Here is a 15083-nt window from a genome sequence, read left to right as displayed (position 1 = left end):
AGTCATGACCAATGCGCATCAGCACGCAGATGATCTTTGAACAAAATGTTCGTGGTATCACCCAGTCGCAGCAAAAGTGGCTGAATTATGGTGAACAGTTATCCACGGGCAAACGGGTTAACCGCCCGTCTGATGACCCGGTTGCGGCTTCTCAGGCGATTGTGGTTTCGCAGGCTCAGGCACAGAACAGCCAGTATGCCACGGCCCGGACTTTCGCAAACCAAAAGGTTTCGCTGGAAGAAAGCGTATTAAGCCAGGTTACCAGTAGTATTCAGACTGCGCAGGAAAAAATCGTTTATGCCAGCAATGGTACGTTGAGCGATGATGACCGGGCTTCACTGGCTACCCAGTTACAGGGGGTTCGTGACCAGTTACTGAACCTGGCAAACAGCACTGACGGTAACGGCCGCTATATTTTCGCTGGTTATAAAACCGACTCCGAGCCCTTTGATGATTCTGGTACCACTGTTAATTATGTTGGCGGTACAGAGAACATTACTCAGAAAGTGGATTCTGCGCGTACCATGGTCATTGGCCATACCGGTTCAGAAGTGTTTGATTCGATAACCAGTAACGCTGAAGCAGAGCCTGATGGCAGTGCCAGCGAAACTAACTTGTTTACTATGCTGGATACTGCTATCGCTTCCCTGAATACACCGCAACAGGATCTCGATCAAACGAGCAAAGATGCGTTGCAGGCAGTGATCGATAAAACCAGCCGCGGTCTGAAAAACTCACTGAACAACGTACTGAAAGTCCGTTCAGAACTGGGTACTCAGCTGAATGAGCTGGATAACCTGGATTCACTGGGTGATGACCGTAGCCTGCAGCAATCCCAGCAAATGAGTAACCTGGTCGATGCAGACTGGAACTCAGTAATTTCTTCTTATGTAATGCAACAAACTGCGCTTCAGGCCTCTTATAAGGCCTTCAGCGATATGCAGGGGATGTCCCTGTTCCAGCTCAATAGTTAGTGGCTTTGCTCTTTTTGGTATGTCGTGAAACTGGGCATACCTTGTCTGCCCGTACTGGCACCCCGGTACGGGATTTTTTTTATTCTTCGGCAACGCTACCAGCATGGCTGGCGCAATGGCGGCGAATGGCCCACCAACGAATGACCAGACTCAGTAAACCTGTGACACTGGCGAGAGCCAGCACACCCGGCCACCCGGCTGATACCCACGCTTTACTACCCAATACAGAACCCACAGCCATGCCAATAAACACGACAGTAAACAGCAGGGCATTCAGACGGCCTCTTGCCTGAGGCTCAAGGCTGTACACCAGTGTCTGGTGGGCAATTAATGTGGACTGGAGACCAAGGTCGAAACCAATTGCCGCCAGTGCTATCAGGCACAACTGCGCATGTAGAGGCAGCAATGGCAGCAAAAACATGCTGGCAAAAGACACAGTGACCAGTGCGGCACCCATCACCGTTACGCGTTCCGGGCCTATTTTGTCTGACAGGCTGCCTGATAACGGCGCAGCCAGTGCGCCAGCGGCACCTGCCAGCCCAAACCCACCGGCTACGGCACTGCCGAGGTGGTAGTTCTCCAGTAGCATCAATGCCAGTACTGACCAGAATGCACTAAAGCCTATGGAAAGCAGGCCCTGGGCGGCTGCGGCCATCCGCAACCCTGGGTAACGGCTCCACAGTGTCGCCATGGAGCGCAGCAGGCCCGGGTAACTCAGCTCTGAATGCGTGGCAAACCTGGGAAGAACACGCCATAGCACGGTGCCAATAAGCAGAATGCTGAGAGCTGCGAGTTGATACATTGCTCGCCAGCCAAGCCAGGTAGCAACCAAACCACTAACGGTTCGGGACAGCAAAATCCCCAGTAGCAGGCCGGTCATTACCGTCCCGACGATTTTCCCTTGCCTGCCAGCCGGAGCCAGAATGGCGGCGGCAGGAACAATATCCTGCGCAATGGTCGCTGTCATCCCAATCAGCAGGCTGGTAGCCAGCAAGCTGTGTAATGAACTGGTGAAACTGCATGCTGCGAGTGTAAGTGCCAAAATAATGCATTTGAGCAGAATAATGGCCCGGCGGTCGTAACGGTCGCCGAGGGGAATCAAAAATAAGATACCCAACGCGTAACCCATTTGCGTCAGTGTTGGAATCAGCCCCATTCCATCAACAGAAAGTGATAATGACTGCCCCAGTAGTGGCAGGATAGGTTGCGCATAATAAATCGATGCGACACTCAACCCTGCACCAGCAGCCAGTGAGAATATCAGGCCCGTGCTCAGAGGGCGTTCAGAGTGCAATGTAGTACCGGACATGGTGGTTTCCTTATCAGGACAAACTGTGTATGGACTGTATTGTGAGGGGGAAACTGCTGGCGGTGTAGCCCATGCCGGTGTACAACAGTTATACGTTAAACGTATAACTGGTTATTGAGTGAAAACAACTGAACGTATAGACAGAATTGAACTGCTGCAAACCTTTGTGCGCATTGTCGAAGCGGGTTCGTTATCGTCTGCGGCACGCCAGCTTACTTTGACTCAGGCAACGGTCAGTCGCCGCCTGAAAACACTGGAAACTATGCTGGGTGTTAAACTGTTGCTGCGTACTACCCATGCAATGAGCCTTACAGAAGACGGCGAACACTGCTATCAGCATGCCCGCCACGTTGCCGGTTCCTGGTCTGCACTGGAAGACGAATTGAGCAATGCGGATAACCTGCCGTCCGGTTTGTTACGTGTTCGGGCGCCTCATGCCTTCGGCCAGGATCAACTGATGGCACCACTCATCGATATGCTGGGCCGCTACCCCGGGCTGAATGTGGAGTGGTTACTTAATGATAAATCGCCGGACTTTATTGCTGATAACCTTGATTGCGCTATTCATGTTGGGGATATAACTAATCCGGATACAGTCGCAGTCCAGCTGGCGGAAGTGCCACGCATTGCCGTTGCCACGCCTGATGTAGCCGCTCAGGTAAAACCGCTCAACACGCCCGCGGAATTAAGCCAGTTACCCTGGATCTCAGTAAGCTCTTTTTATCGTAAGGCTCTTATCCTGGCGAACCAGAAAGGTGAAACCGTGGAAGTGACACTGTCTCCCCGTTTGTATACGGACAGCCTGTATGCAGCGCGCAAGGCTGCACTGGGCGGGGTTGGGGCAGTGGTGCTGTCTGCATGGATAGTCGAGCAGGATTTGCGTAGTGGCGCGCTGGTCCATGTACTGCCTGAGTGGCAGGCCTGGCCGCTACCTGTCTGGTTACTCTACCCCTGGGCGAACTACTACCCTGTAAGGTTACGGATGTTTATTGACTTGATGCGCTCGGTAATGCCCGGACTCAGTGGTATGCAGGAAGGCAAACGCCAGCGGTGACAGTTTTGTGTGGCTGACTATAAATAAAAAAGCCTGCTCAATTGAGCAGGCTTTTTCGTTGTTGCTGTTACACCCTGTTATGCCTGCGGCTGTGGCCTGGTTGCAGGTGCGGTCGCCTGGTGGCTGGCACTGTGGCCACCAGCAGAACCTTTACCTTCAAATTCCCATGCCGGGCGTACCCAGTCACTGTGGCGAGCCGGCTCTGGTACATATACCGGAGCAGGTGCGCGAGTGGCTGGTGCAGTTGCGGTGCCATGGAACTGTCTGGTTTCACTGTGAACCGCTGCAACCGTTTCCTCAACCGGGCTGTGTTTCACTTCTGCCACTTCAGCAGGCGATTCAGTTACTGCTTCAGGCTCGCTGGCGGAAGTATCAGCCTGCTGCTCTGTTACCGGTGCTTCAACAGGCTTCACTGTTTCTGCTTCAGCCACCACAGGTGCAGCCTGCTCTTCTACAGGTTCAACTGCTTCTGCAGGAGCAACCGTTTCAACGGCAGGTGCAGCGACGGTTTCTTCACTATTAACCATTGCGTTATCAACTGCCTGAGTTGTTGCTTCCTGTTCGCTGGCAACAGCTGTTTCAGGCATGATATCTGCTGGAGCAACTGGCGCAGTGTCAACATGTGCAACATCAGCGGCAACAGGCAGAGAAGTGTTATCGGCCACACCCTGAGAGGCTTCAGCTGGTACTGGCGCATCCTGGACGACGTCGTCTGCCGGGCGGGCTACCGGGTAGCGGATCCACACTTTGCCGGACGCCATTTCAGGCGAAGCACAGGCAACGGCTAACGGCATCGGTGATTGTGACGGGTAACGCTCGTCACGGTAACGGCGACGGCGCTGCCCACTGACACGCAGGTGGCGTGGAGAACGGCGTGAGCGACGCGGCATATTGTTTTCGCGTGCATCCCCATTCTCTTCACCAGCTTCAGGTTGTTCAGCCTGTACCACTGGTAACAACCCTGCAGTTTCCTGAGGTGCCGGTACGTGTTCAGTAGCCGGTACGTTTTCAACCGCAGCAACAGGCAGGTTGCTGTTGCTTTCAGCCGCGGCGGCACTTTCGATACGCACTTTCTCGGTAAGCTGGCGCTGTTTACGGCGTGGCATTACCTGAACATGAGTCTCTTTCTCGGCAGTTGCAGTTGAATCAACGGTATTTTCCGTTTCTTCACGCTGCAGGTTTTTCACTTCCTGCTGAGCCTGACGTTTCTCTTCAGTACGGCGACGGTTACGGTCACGGCGAGACTGAATTTGCTCTTCGCGGGTAGCTGGTGTGTTACTGCCTTCAGGTGTGGCGCCACGAGGTTCACGGACGTCAGCATTTTGATTCTGGCGGCGGCCACGACGATTCTCATCGCGAGGTTGAGCTGCGTTGTCAGATTCGTTACGCGGGTTACGTTCGTTACGTTCAGAGCGTTCATTACGCTCGTTACGATCACGGCGTGGGTTACGGCGGTTATTGCGACGGTCCTGCTGGCGCTGGCCACGGTCGGCTTTCTTCTCAGCTTCTGGCTCAGAAACCGGTGCCTCTTTGGCGGTGTCTTCACTGGAACCGAAAAGTGATTTCAGTGCGCCGGCAATTCGGCCAAAGAAACCAGGACCTGCAGGTGCTGTAGCAGATGCCGCTTTTTCTGCAGGCGCTGCACGATGAGGTGCTTCTGGTGGCGCAGGCGGTACATCAGGCATGGCAAAGGTTGCCAGTGCAGGTTGTTCTGGGCGTTTACGTTCCGCCTGTTCTTCCTCTGACGGCATCGCCATCGCTTCTTCGTGCAATTTCGGCAGCAGATAGCTCAGGGTTGGTGTTTCTTCACCTTTGCGTACACGCACAACAGAGTAGTGCGGTGTTTCCATATTATCGTTCGGTACGATAACGCAACGGATATCTGGCTGGCGTTGTTCAATAGCGCTAACCGCTGAGCGTTTCTCGTTCAGCAGGTAAGATGCGATAGGTACTGGAACAATGGCGTGAACTTCTTTGGTATTCTCTTTCAGCGCTTCTTCTTCAATCAGGCGCAGAATAGAGAGCGACAATGATTCGTTATCACGAATAGTACCAGTACCGCTACAGCGTGGGCACACATGGTGGCTGGACTCACCCAGTGAAGGGCTGAGACGCTGGCGGGACATTTCCAGCAAACCAAAGCGAGAAATATGGCTTATCTGGATGCGTGCGCGGTCCTGACGTACGGCTTCCCGCAGACGGTTTTCTACAGCACGCTGGTGGCGTACTGGTGTCATATCGATGAAGTCGATAACAATCAAACCGCCGAGGTCACGCAGGCGCAACTGACGGGCAATTTCATCTGCCGCTTCCAGGTTGGTATTCAGTGCCGTTTCTTCGATATCGCCACCACGCGTTGCGCGCGCGGAGTTGATATCGATTGCAGTAAGCGCTTCAGTGGAATCGATAACAATTGACCCGCCGGAAGGCAGGCGCACTTCACGCTGGAAGGCAGACTCAATTTGCGACTCGATCTGGTAGTGGCTGAATAACGGGATTTCACCGGTATACAATTTGATTTTACTGGAAAAATCCGGGCGACCCAGTGCAGCGATGTGCTGGCGAGCCAGCTCAACAATTTTCGGGTTATCGATCAGGATTTCACCGATGTCCTGGCGCAGGTAGTCACGGAATGCGCGGACAATGACATTACTTTCCTGATGAATAAGAAAAGGTGCCGGGCGGCTTTCAGCGGCTTTCTTGATGGCTTCCCAGTGACGCAGGCGGAAACTCAAATCCCACTGCAGGGATTCCGCTGATTTACCGACACCCGCGGTACGCACAATCAGCCCCATGCCGTCAGGCAATTCCAGGGAAGACAGTGCTTCTTTCAGCTCAGTTCTGTCTTCACCTTCAATACGCCGTGAAATACCACCAGCACGAGGGTTGTTAGGCATCAGAACCAGGTAACTGCCAGCCAGACTGATAAAGGTAGTCAGTGCGGCACCTTTGTTACCACGCTCTTCCTTATCAATTTGAACGATAACTTCCTGCCCCTCACGCAAAACATCTTTAATGTTTGGGCGACCATGAGAGGAATAGTTGGACGGGAAATATTCGCGGGCAATCTCTTTTAAAGGAAGGAAACCGTGTCTTTCAGCGCCATAATCAACAAATGCAGCTTCCAGACTGGGTTCAATGCGGGTGATTTTACCTTTGTAAATATTGGCTTTTTTTTGCTCATGCCCGGGGCTTTCAATATCCAGGTCATACAGACGCTGGCCATCTACCAGGGCAACGCGCAACTCTTCCTGCTGAGTTGCGTTAATTAACATTCTTTTCATCGTAACTTACTCGTTATTCTTACATTGACGACAGAACTGCGGGCAAGGTAATCGCTGACCGGATGTGAACCGATGGCCTCGTGACTATTCGCTAAGTCGTCAACCTCACGGTTGTCGCTTGCTGAGAGGCGCAGCGTGTCGGTAGCCTGTATTTCAAACGGAAAAACAGCGCTGTTTATAGGGGAACTGCCTGGGAATGTTTTCGCCAGAGAAGCTTCCATTTACCGGCCAGACTGCAACCCGCAGCCCGCTAACTGCCTGAAAGTACAAAACGTCTTACGCCATTGCTGCGTTGATGAACATTCAGGCAAAATTGGTAATTCCGCAAAATTCCTTGTTCTTACAGGTCTCAACGCGGAAAACCGCAACATTATTCCACTGCAAGGCCAGTTATAGCAAGATGACATTTGCCATTTATCACCTGGTTACTCACAGTTTTTTAACGTCACATTTCTGATTGTTGCAAATAGCAGCAAAAAAACGCCCGGAAGCATTTTTAAACTGCCTGCGCAATAATATAAGCACAGAAAAATAAGTGGCGCTATGAGTCCGGGGTAATTAGAATCGCGCACCATGAAAACCGAGACACCAACCGTAAAAATAGTTGCTATTTCCGACGAGGAAGCCGGGCAACGAATTGATAACTTTTTGCGCACACAACTGAAAGGTGTGCCCAAAAGTATGATTTATCGCATCCTGCGTAAAGGTGAGGTGCGGGTAAACAAAAAACGTATCAAACCAGAGTATAAGTTGGTTGATGGCGATGAAGTGCGCATTCCCCCTGTGCGGGTTGCTGAGCGGGAAGAAGATGCGGTGTCGCCTCATTTGCAAAAAGTGGCTGCACTGACTGACGCCATTTTGTATGAAGACGACCATATCCTTATTCTTAACAAGCCTTCTGGCACAGCGGTACATGGCGGCAGTGGCCTCAGTTTCGGTGTCATTGAAGGGTTGCGGGCATTGCGTCCTGAAGCACGTTTTCTTGAACTGGTACACCGGCTGGACAGGGATACATCCGGTGTCTTACTGGTTGCCAAAAAGCGTTCTGCCCTGCGTTCGCTCCATGAGCAACTGCGGGATAAAGGAATGCAAAAAGACTACCTCGCTCTGGTGCGTGGTCAGTGGCAATCTCACGTTAAAGTTGTCCAGGCACCGCTTTTAAAGAATATTCTGAAAAGTGGTGAGCGCATGGTAAAGGTCAGTAGTGAAGGTAAACCGTCGGAGACTCGCTTCAAAGTGGAAGAGCGGTTTGGTTTCGCCACCCTGGTTCGTTGCAGCCCGGTAACCGGGAGAACTCACCAGATTCGTGTGCATACGCTTCATGCCGGCCATCCTATCGCGTTTGATGACCGCTACGGTGACCGGGAGTTCGACAGCCAGCTAAACGGCAGTGGGCTGGGGCGTTTGTTCCTTCATGCCGCAGCCCTGCGATTCACTCACCCGGCAACGGGCGAAACCATACGCATCGAAGCACCGCTGGATAATGAACTGAGGCAGTGCCTTAGCTATTTGCGCAAAACCAGCCGCGGCTGATTCTTATTTTATGCCGGGAGATGTTTTACCCGGCTGTAACCACCTGTCCAGCCAGTCAAATGCAACCACCTGTTGTTCCTGATAGAAAACGTGGCCCAGGTCTGGCCAGCGCCTTGTCAGTAAATGTGATTCTCCCCCTTGTGACTGCCAGATTCGGTGCATTTTTTCCCAGGCTGCATCTACGGCACTGGCAGGGAACAGCTTATCTTTCCCACCGCTAAAAATAAGCATGGGTGCAGGAGCGGCTATTGCCGCGATATCGGGAATGTCTAATTTGGCATTCAAACCCGGATGGAGCATATAAAAGGCCGATTGCCCGCGCAAAACGTTATTCCCCGGGGTCATTAGCCCTTGCCAGGTGCCAAACCAGGAGATAACCGCAGTCGCGGCAACTTTGTCGGATAACGCGGCCAGTTGCCAGGCCCGGTAACCTCCCATCGAAAACCCCAGTACGCCAATATGTGCTTTATCTACATCAGGCTGTGAGGCAAGAAAATCGACAGTACGCAGGTCTTCATATGCCATTTCACCAGCCAGTGAGCGCCCAAAATTGAAAAAATTACTGGCAAGCGCCTGTTGTTGCTCATAGGTCATTGGGCCACGGTCACCCCAGCCTGGTGCATCAATAGCAATAACTTTGTAGCCCCGTTTTGCCAGCTCATCACCAACAAAACGCCCGGTAAAGAACTTCTCTGCCCAGGCTTTGGCTGACGCTTCTTTGGCTGCATCTCCCCACGGGCGTATCATTTTTTCTTTGCCAATATCGAATTTTGAGCCGTGGTCGTGTAATAGCACGATGGCCGGATGAGGGCCTGCGGTATCCGGGGTGAGCACAAGTGCGGCAATACGGCTGTCATCGGTGATATTCAGTGCAACTTTCTCAGCATGGTAGCCATCGCGTTGCTGGCGGCTGAGTACTTCAGGGGCGAATGGGCGGTGAGAGTCTGGTGTCAGCAGGGCATCTCGGACAAGTTGCCGTGCATGAGCCCGCCAGGTGGAAAACTGGGCATAATGGCCGTTAAGCCAGCTATCTGAAGGGGCGAGTTGCTGTGCCAGTTTTGGGTACCAGGCGGGTAAGTTACCTTCAACAATGCCTGGATGCTGCCATGTAGTATCTCCTGCCTGCGTGGTAAAACTCGCCAAACTCATGGTCAGTAAAAGTGCCTGGCGGGTGAAGGGTATCGACATAACATCTCCATAAATGAAACGCTGTTTTATTTATGGAGGGTACAATGACACAGCACCTGCCTGGTGTGACCGGTACGGCATTATTCTGCTAAAGGATCTGCTCCGGCGGCACGCAGCATTTCACATAACCGTATTAGCGGCAGGCCAATGAGTGTATTGGGATCTCTGCTGTCAATGCGCTCAAATAAGGTTATTCCAAGCCCTTCACACATAAAACTGCCTGCACAATGTAACGGTTGTTCTAATGTGACGTAACGGCGGATTTCAGGCTCTGACAACGGGCGAAACCAGACATCAACGTGTTCAACATCAACCTGAATGTGATTGGTTTGGGTATTAAGCAAGGCAATGCCGGTAGAAAAACGTACTTTTTTGCCTTGTGCAGCTAATAATTGTTTGACTGCGTTTTCCTCCGTATAGGGTTTCCCGGTGATGGTATTATTCAGTAAGCAAACCTGATCGGAACCAATAATTAAATGACCAGGATAAGTCCCTGCCAAAGAACGGGCTTTTTGCTCTGCCAGGCGTTTAACCAGTTGGTCGGATGTTTCACCTGGAAATGGCGTTTCATCTGTGCCCGGGCTTGCGCAGGTAAACGGCAGAGCAAGCCGGTTAAGCAGCTCTCGGCGAAACACTGAAGTGGAGGCCAGTATAATTGGAAGCATATTTTTTCTGTCATCTATAGCGAATTTGTTCGCCATATTTTAAACTGTGCAGCCGCAATGTGTGCGAATAAATGGCAAAAGGTGAGTCATAATGCCTTTTTCTTTGACTCTAAGACGTTACAAAGTTAATATGCGCGCCCTATGCAAAAGGTAAAATTACCCCTGACACTGGATCCGGTACGCACAGCTCAAAAACGCCTCGACTATCAGGGCATATATACCCCTGAGCAGGCGGCGCGCGTTGCTGAATCCGTCGTCAGTGTGGACAGTGATGTAGAATGTGAAATGTCGTTCGCAATTGATAACCAGCGTCTCGCCGTTATTACTGGCGATGCGAAGGTGTCGGTTACTCTGACTTGTCAGCGCTGCGGCAACACATTCCCGCATCAGGTTCACACAACGTATTGTTTTAGCCCGGTCGTTTCTGACGAGCAGGCTGAAGCACTCCCGGAAGCGTATGAACCGATCGAGGTTAACGAGTTCGGTGAAATCGATCTGCTGGCTATGGTCGAAGATGAAATCATCATCGCCTTACCAGTAGTTCCGGTGCATGATTCTGAACACTGTGAAGTGTCCGAGGCGGACATGGTCTTTGGTGAACTGCCTGCAGAGGCGGAGAAACCAAACCCATTTGCCGTATTAGCAAGTTTAAAGCGTAAGTAATTGAGGAGTAAGGTCCATGGCCGTACAACAGAATAAACCAACCCGTTCCAAACGTGGCATGCGTCGTTCTCATGACGCGCTGACCACTGCCAGCCTGTCTGTAGATAAAGTTTCTGGTGAAACGCACCTGCGCCACCACGTTACTGCTGACGGTTTCTACCGTGGCCGCAAGGTAATCGCTAAGTAATCTGGCGATACTTTGACACGTCTAACCCTTGCGTTAGATGCCATGGGGGGCGATTTTGGCCCTGCTGTGACAGTGCCTGCAGCTTTGCAGGCACTGGAATCTAATTCGCAACTGAACCTTCTTTTAGTCGGCAATCCCGACGCCATTACTCCATTACTTGCCAAAGCTGATTTTGACCAACGGTCACGTTTGCAGATTATTCCTGCTCAGTCAGTTATTGCCAGTGATGCCCGGCCATCGCATGCTGTGCGTAACAGCCGTGGCTCCTCCATGCGCATTGCGCTGGAACTGGTGAAAGAAGGGCGGGCTCAGGCCTGTGTCAGCGCCGGAAATACTGGCGCATTGATGGGCCTGTCAAAATTATTATTAAAGCCGCTGGATGGAATTGAGCGCCCGGCACTGGTAACAATGCTGCCACACCAGATGCGTGGAAAAACAGTCGTTCTGGACCTGGGTGCTAATGTGGATTGTGACAGTGATATGCTGGTGCAATTCGCTATTATGGGTTCTGTCCTGGCGGAAGAGCTGTTAGGGCTGTCTCAGCCGCGTGTTGCGCTGCTGAATATTGGTGAAGAAGAAACCAAAGGCCCTGAACCTATTCGTAGTGCCGCGGCTGTTCTGGCGGCACTGCCGGCTATTCAGTACATCGGATATCTGGAAGCAAATGAATTACTGACCGGAAAAACGGATGTGCTGGTCTGTGACGGGTTTGTTGGCAATGTGACATTAAAGACCATGGAAGGTGTGGTAAGAATGTTTCTTTCGCTGCTGAAATCGCAGTCGGAAGGGAAAAAAAGGGCGTGGTGGCTGATTTTATTAAAGCATTGGTTACAAAAAAGCCTGCAAAGGCGATTCAGTCACCTCAACCCCGACCAGTATAATGGCGCCTGTCTGTTAGGATTGCGCGGCACTGTAATTAAAAGCCACGGTGCGGCCAATCAGCGAGCGTTTGAGGTCGCGATTGAACAGGCAGTGCAGGCGGTGCGGCGGCAAATCCCTGAGCGAATTGCTTCTCGCCTGAAATCTGTATTACCCAAGAGTGACTGAGCGTACATGTATACAAAGATTATTGGTACGGGCAGCTATTTGCCTGAACACGTGCGTACTAACGCCGACCTGGAAAAAATGGTAGAAACCACTGATGAGTGGATCGTTACTCGTACTGGGATCCGTGAGCGCCGCATTGCTGCGCCGGAAGAAACCGTTGCGACCATGGGTTATCAGGCTGCGTGTAATGCGCTTGACATGGCCGGTGTTGATAAAACACAAATTGGCTTAATCATTGTTGCCACAACGTCTTCGACGCACGCGTTCCCAAGTGCTGCATGCCAAATCCAGGCTCAGCTTGGTATTAAAGGCTGCCCGGCCTTTGATGTAGGCGCAGCCTGTGCCGGGTTTACCTATGCGTTAAGTATTGCTGATCAATATATCAAAAATGGCGCAGTTGATTACGCGCTGGTGATCGGTTCTGACGTACTGGCACGCACTTTGGACCCCGCAGACCGTGGTACCATCATCTTATTTGGTGATGGTGCTGGTGCTGTGGTGCTGTCCAAATCTGAACAACCTGGTATCATTTCCACGCATTTGCATGCTGATGGTGCTTACGGTGACCTGTTAACGTTGCCAAACCTTGACCGTGTTAACCCGGAAAATCCATCCTGGTTGACAATGGCAGGGAATGAAGTCTTTAAGGTGGCGGTTACCGAGCTTGCTCATATTGTTGATGAGACACTGGCAGCAAATAACCTCAATCGTGAAGATCTCGACTGGCTGGTGCCCCATCAGGCTAACCTGCGTATTATTAGCGCGACTGCGAAAAAACTGCGCATGCCAATGGAAAGTGTGGTGGTGACGCTGGACCGGCACGGTAATACTTCTGCGGCATCTGTTCCGTCAGCGCTGGATGAAGCGGTACGTGACGGGCGTATTAAGCCGGGTCAGTTAGTTCTGCTGGAAGCCTTTGGTGGCGGGTTCACCTGGGGTTCTGCACTGGTTCGCTTTTGATTAGCAGGGACAAAAAAATGACACAATTTGCTTTTGTTTTCCCCGGACAGGGTTCTCAGTCTGTCGGTATGCTGGCTGAACTTGCTGCACAGTATCCGGTGGTTGAAGAAACATTTCGTGAAGCCTCTGATGTGCTGGGTTATGACTTATGGGCGTTGGCTCAACAAGGCCCGGCAGAAGAATTGAATAAAACCTGGCAGACACAGCCTGCATTGCTGACGGCTTCTGTCGCATTATGGCGTGTTTGGCAGCAGGCAGGCGGCAAAACGCCAGCGCTGATGGCCGGGCACAGCCTGGGCGAATATTCTGCTCTGGTTTGCGCAGGCGTTATCGCATTTCGTGATGCAGTACGTCTGGTTGAACTGCGTGGTAAATTCATGCAGGAAGCAGTGCCAGAAGGCACGGGTGCAATGTCTGCCATTATCGGCCTTGACGATGCATCCATCGCTAAGGCTTGTGAAGAGTCTGCGCAAGGTCAGGTCGTTTCCCCGGTTAACTACAACTCGCCGGGCCAGGTAGTTATTGCTGGCAATAAAGAAGCGGTGGAAAGAGCAGGGGCTGCCTGTAAAGCTGCAGGCGCCAAACGCGCTCTGCCGTTGCCGGTCAGCGTACCTTCCCACTGTGCGTTAATGAAGCCGGCGGCTGAAAAACTGGCAGTTGAACTGCAAAATATCGCATTTAATGCGCCAGCCATTCCCGTTGTTAACAACGTTGATGTAAAATGCGAAACCTCTCCGGACGCTATCCGGGAAGCCCTGGTTCGTCAGTTATACAGCCCGGTATTGTGGACACAGAGTGTTGAGTTTATGTCTGCTCAAGGCGTAAGTCAGTTATTTGAAGCAGGCCCAGGTAAGGTACTGACCGGGTTGACTAAACGTATTGTTGACACCCTGACTGCATCGGCCATCAATGAGCCGGCCGCACTGTCAGCAGCGCTTGAGCAATAATGAGGAACATTATGAGTTTTGAAGGTAAAGTCGCTCTGGTTACTGGCGCAAGCCGTGGTATCGGGCGTGCAATCGCAGAAACCCTGGTTGCACGTGGCGCGAAAGTGATTGGTACGGCAACCAGCGAAAATGGTGCCCAGGCAATCAGCGATTATTTAGGTGATAACGGGAAAGGTTTGGTATTGAATGTGACCGACCCGGCATCTATTGAGTCTGTTTTGGAAAACATCCGTTCAGCGTTTGGTGAAGTCGATATTTTGGTTAATAATGCCGGAATAACTCGAGATAACTTGCTCATGCGCATGAAAGATGATGAGTGGAACGATATCATTGAAACCAACTTATCATCAGTTTTCCGTCTGTCTAAAGCAGTAATGCGCGCTATGATGAAAAAGCGTCATGGTCGTATTATTACTATCGGTTCTGTGGTTGGTACCATGGGAAATGCTGGTCAGGCTAACTATGCTGCGGCAAAAGCCGGTCTGATTGGCTTTAGTAAATCACTGGCACGCGAAGTGGCGTCACGCGGCATTACAGTAAACGTTGTTGCTCCGGGTTTTATTGAAACGGACATGACGCGTGCGCTGTCTGATGATCAGCGTGCAGGTATTCTGGCGCAGGTTCCTGCGGGTCGCCTCGGTGACGCGAAGGAAATCGCCAATGCGGTTGTATTTTTGGCCTCTGACGACGCAGGTTACATCACTGGTGAAACTTTGCACGTCAATGGTGGAATGTACATGGTGTAACCACGCTATACTTTTTTTGCCCGGAATGTCGTTGAATACAGATTGTCCACTTGTCTGAGATATAATCAGAGAATGTGCGAAAATTCTGCGTTTATTGAGTCTGAGTGCGGAGAAGTAGAAAATTATTTGCGTTATTAGCGGGAATACCCGCAAAATAGCGTAAAATCGTGGTAAGACCTGCCGGGATTTAGTTGCATCTTTTTCAACATTTTATACACTACGAAAACCATCGCGAAAGCGAGTTTTGATAGGAAATTTAAGAGTATGAGCACTATCGAAGAACGCGTTAAGAAAATTATCGGCGAACAGCTGGGCGTTAAGCAGGAAGAAGTTGTTAACAGCGCTTCCTTCGTTGAAGACCTGGGCGCCGATTCTCTTGACACCGTTGAGCTGGTAATGGCTCTGGAAGAAGAGTTTGATACTGAGATTCCGGACGAAGAAGCTGAGAAAATCACCACCGTTCAGGCTGCCATTGATTATATCAACGGCCACCAGGCGTAAGTGACATCTCCAGGCGGTCATTCGA

At 51.5% G+C, this 15083-nt stretch carries 14 protein-coding genes; 10 read left to right on the top strand and 4 right to left on the bottom strand.

What is annotated here, in order from left to right; all coding sequences use genetic code 11:
• The first annotated feature begins 11 nt into the window (after window positions 1–11).
• Window positions 12–974: a flagellar hook-associated protein FlgL gene (gene flgL, locus DES37_RS07225; protein WP_110025374.1), complete on the top strand. Its 963-nt coding sequence runs from the start codon at window positions 12–14 to the stop codon at window positions 972–974.
• A gap of 79 nt (window positions 975–1053) precedes the next feature.
• On the opposite strand, the gene DES37_RS07220 is transcribed toward flgL, so the two are convergent.
• A complete protein-coding gene (locus DES37_RS07220) occupies window positions 1054–2283 on the bottom strand; it encodes an MFS transporter (RefSeq protein WP_036108180.1) in 1230 nt (409 codons plus the stop codon).
• Between the two features lie 118 nt (window positions 2284–2401).
• On the opposite strand from DES37_RS07220, the gene DES37_RS07215 reads away from it, so the two are divergent.
• Window positions 2402–3337 carry a LysR family transcriptional regulator gene (locus DES37_RS07215; RefSeq protein WP_036108183.1) on the top strand — a complete coding sequence of 312 codons (936 nt, stop codon included), beginning with the start codon at window positions 2402–2404 and terminating at the stop codon, window positions 3335–3337.
• 77 nt (window positions 3338–3414) lie between these two features.
• On the opposite strand, the gene rne is transcribed toward DES37_RS07215, so the two are convergent.
• The gene (gene rne / locus DES37_RS07210; RefSeq protein ID WP_110025373.1) at window positions 3415–6621 is read right to left on the bottom strand and encodes a ribonuclease E; all 3207 of its coding nucleotides are present in this window, start codon (window positions 6619–6621) and stop codon (window positions 3415–3417) included.
• Window positions 6622–7194: 573 nt separating this feature from the next.
• Between rne and rluC the strand changes: the two genes are divergently transcribed.
• Window positions 7195–8154 (top strand): 23S rRNA pseudouridine(955/2504/2580) synthase RluC, encoded by a 960-nt coding sequence (gene rluC, locus DES37_RS07200; protein ID WP_036108189.1) that lies wholly within the window; start codon window positions 7195–7197, stop codon window positions 8152–8154.
• Between the two features lie 3 nt (window positions 8155–8157).
• Here rluC and DES37_RS07195 read toward each other — a convergent pair whose 3' ends face one another.
• Window positions 8158–9342: a dienelactone hydrolase family protein gene (locus DES37_RS07195; RefSeq protein WP_110025372.1), complete on the bottom strand. Its 1185-nt coding sequence runs from the start codon at window positions 9340–9342 to the stop codon at window positions 8158–8160.
• Window positions 9343–9422: 80 nt separating this feature from the next.
• A complete protein-coding gene (locus tag DES37_RS07190) occupies window positions 9423–10007 on the bottom strand; it encodes a Maf family protein (RefSeq protein ID WP_110025371.1) in 585 nt (194 codons plus the stop codon).
• A 141-nt stretch (window positions 10008–10148) separates the two neighbouring features.
• Between DES37_RS07190 and yceD the strand changes: the two genes are divergently transcribed.
• The 7 genes from yceD (at window position 10149) to acpP (ending at window position 15058) form a co-directional block, all read left to right on the top strand.
• Entirely contained in the window at window positions 10149–10670 is a 522-nt protein-coding gene (gene yceD, locus DES37_RS07185; protein WP_110025370.1) for a 23S rRNA accumulation protein YceD, read from the top strand.
• 16 nt (window positions 10671–10686) lie between these two features.
• Window positions 10687–10857 (top strand): 50S ribosomal protein L32, encoded by a 171-nt coding sequence (rpmF, locus tag DES37_RS07180; RefSeq protein WP_036108199.1) that lies wholly within the window; start codon window positions 10687–10689, stop codon window positions 10855–10857.
• Between the two features lie 12 nt (window positions 10858–10869).
• Window positions 10870–11904, top strand: a complete 1035-nt coding sequence (plsX, locus tag DES37_RS07175) for a phosphate acyltransferase PlsX (protein ID WP_036108201.1) — start codon at window positions 10870–10872, stop codon at window positions 11902–11904.
• A gap of 6 nt (window positions 11905–11910) precedes the next feature.
• On the top strand, window positions 11911–12864 hold the full coding sequence (locus tag DES37_RS07170) for a beta-ketoacyl-ACP synthase III (protein ID WP_110025369.1): 954 nt from the start codon (window positions 11911–11913) through the stop codon (window positions 12862–12864).
• 17 nt (window positions 12865–12881) lie between these two features.
• The gene (gene fabD, locus DES37_RS07165) at window positions 12882–13811 is read left to right on the top strand and encodes an ACP S-malonyltransferase (RefSeq protein WP_036108207.1); all 930 of its coding nucleotides are present in this window, start codon (window positions 12882–12884) and stop codon (window positions 13809–13811) included.
• A gap of 11 nt (window positions 13812–13822) precedes the next feature.
• Window positions 13823–14557: a 3-oxoacyl-ACP reductase FabG gene (gene fabG / locus DES37_RS07160; RefSeq protein ID WP_036108209.1), complete on the top strand. Its 735-nt coding sequence runs from the start codon at window positions 13823–13825 to the stop codon at window positions 14555–14557.
• 264 nt (window positions 14558–14821) lie between these two features.
• Window positions 14822–15058 carry an acyl carrier protein gene (gene acpP, locus DES37_RS07155; protein ID WP_003857954.1) on the top strand — a complete coding sequence of 79 codons (237 nt, stop codon included), beginning with the start codon at window positions 14822–14824 and terminating at the stop codon, window positions 15056–15058.
• Window positions 15059–15083: the final 25 nt, after the last annotated feature.

It is taken from the genome of Mangrovibacter plantisponsor, assembly GCF_003182475.1.
Classification (GTDB): Bacteria; Pseudomonadota; Gammaproteobacteria; order Enterobacterales; family Enterobacteriaceae; genus Mangrovibacter; species Mangrovibacter plantisponsor.
Note: the sequence above shows the minus strand (reverse complement) of the source record. Positions and strands in the feature narration are given on the sequence as shown.

Bases quoted from the DNA above. Each gene is read 5' to 3' on its own strand.
- flgL (WP_110025374.1), top strand. From the start codon at position 12: ATGCGCATCAGCACGCAGATGATCTTTGAACAAAATGTTCGTGGTATC.
- DES37_RS07220 (WP_036108180.1), bottom strand. From the start codon at position 2,283: ATGTCCGGTACTACATTGCACTCTGAACGCCCTCTGAGCACGGGCCTG.
- rne (WP_110025373.1), bottom strand. From the start codon at position 6,621: ATGAAAAGAATGTTAATTAACGCAACTCAGCAGGAAGAGTTGCGCGTT.
- rluC (WP_036108189.1), top strand. From the start codon at position 7,195: ATGAAAACCGAGACACCAACCGTAAAAATAGTTGCTATTTCCGACGAG.
- DES37_RS07195 (WP_110025372.1), bottom strand. From the start codon at position 9,342: ATGTCGATACCCTTCACCCGCCAGGCACTTTTACTGACCATGAGTTTG.
- DES37_RS07190 (WP_110025371.1), bottom strand. From the start codon at position 10,007: ATGCTTCCAATTATACTGGCCTCCACTTCAGTGTTTCGCCGAGAGCTG.
- yceD (WP_110025370.1), top strand. From the start codon at position 10,149: ATGCAAAAGGTAAAATTACCCCTGACACTGGATCCGGTACGCACAGCT.
- rpmF (WP_036108199.1), top strand. From the start codon at position 10,687: ATGGCCGTACAACAGAATAAACCAACCCGTTCCAAACGTGGCATGCGT.
- DES37_RS07170 (WP_110025369.1), top strand. From the start codon at position 11,911: ATGTATACAAAGATTATTGGTACGGGCAGCTATTTGCCTGAACACGTG.
- fabD (WP_036108207.1), top strand. From the start codon at position 12,882: ATGACACAATTTGCTTTTGTTTTCCCCGGACAGGGTTCTCAGTCTGTC.
- fabG (WP_036108209.1), top strand. From the start codon at position 13,823: ATGAGTTTTGAAGGTAAAGTCGCTCTGGTTACTGGCGCAAGCCGTGGT.
- acpP (WP_003857954.1), top strand. From the start codon at position 14,822: ATGAGCACTATCGAAGAACGCGTTAAGAAAATTATCGGCGAACAGCTG.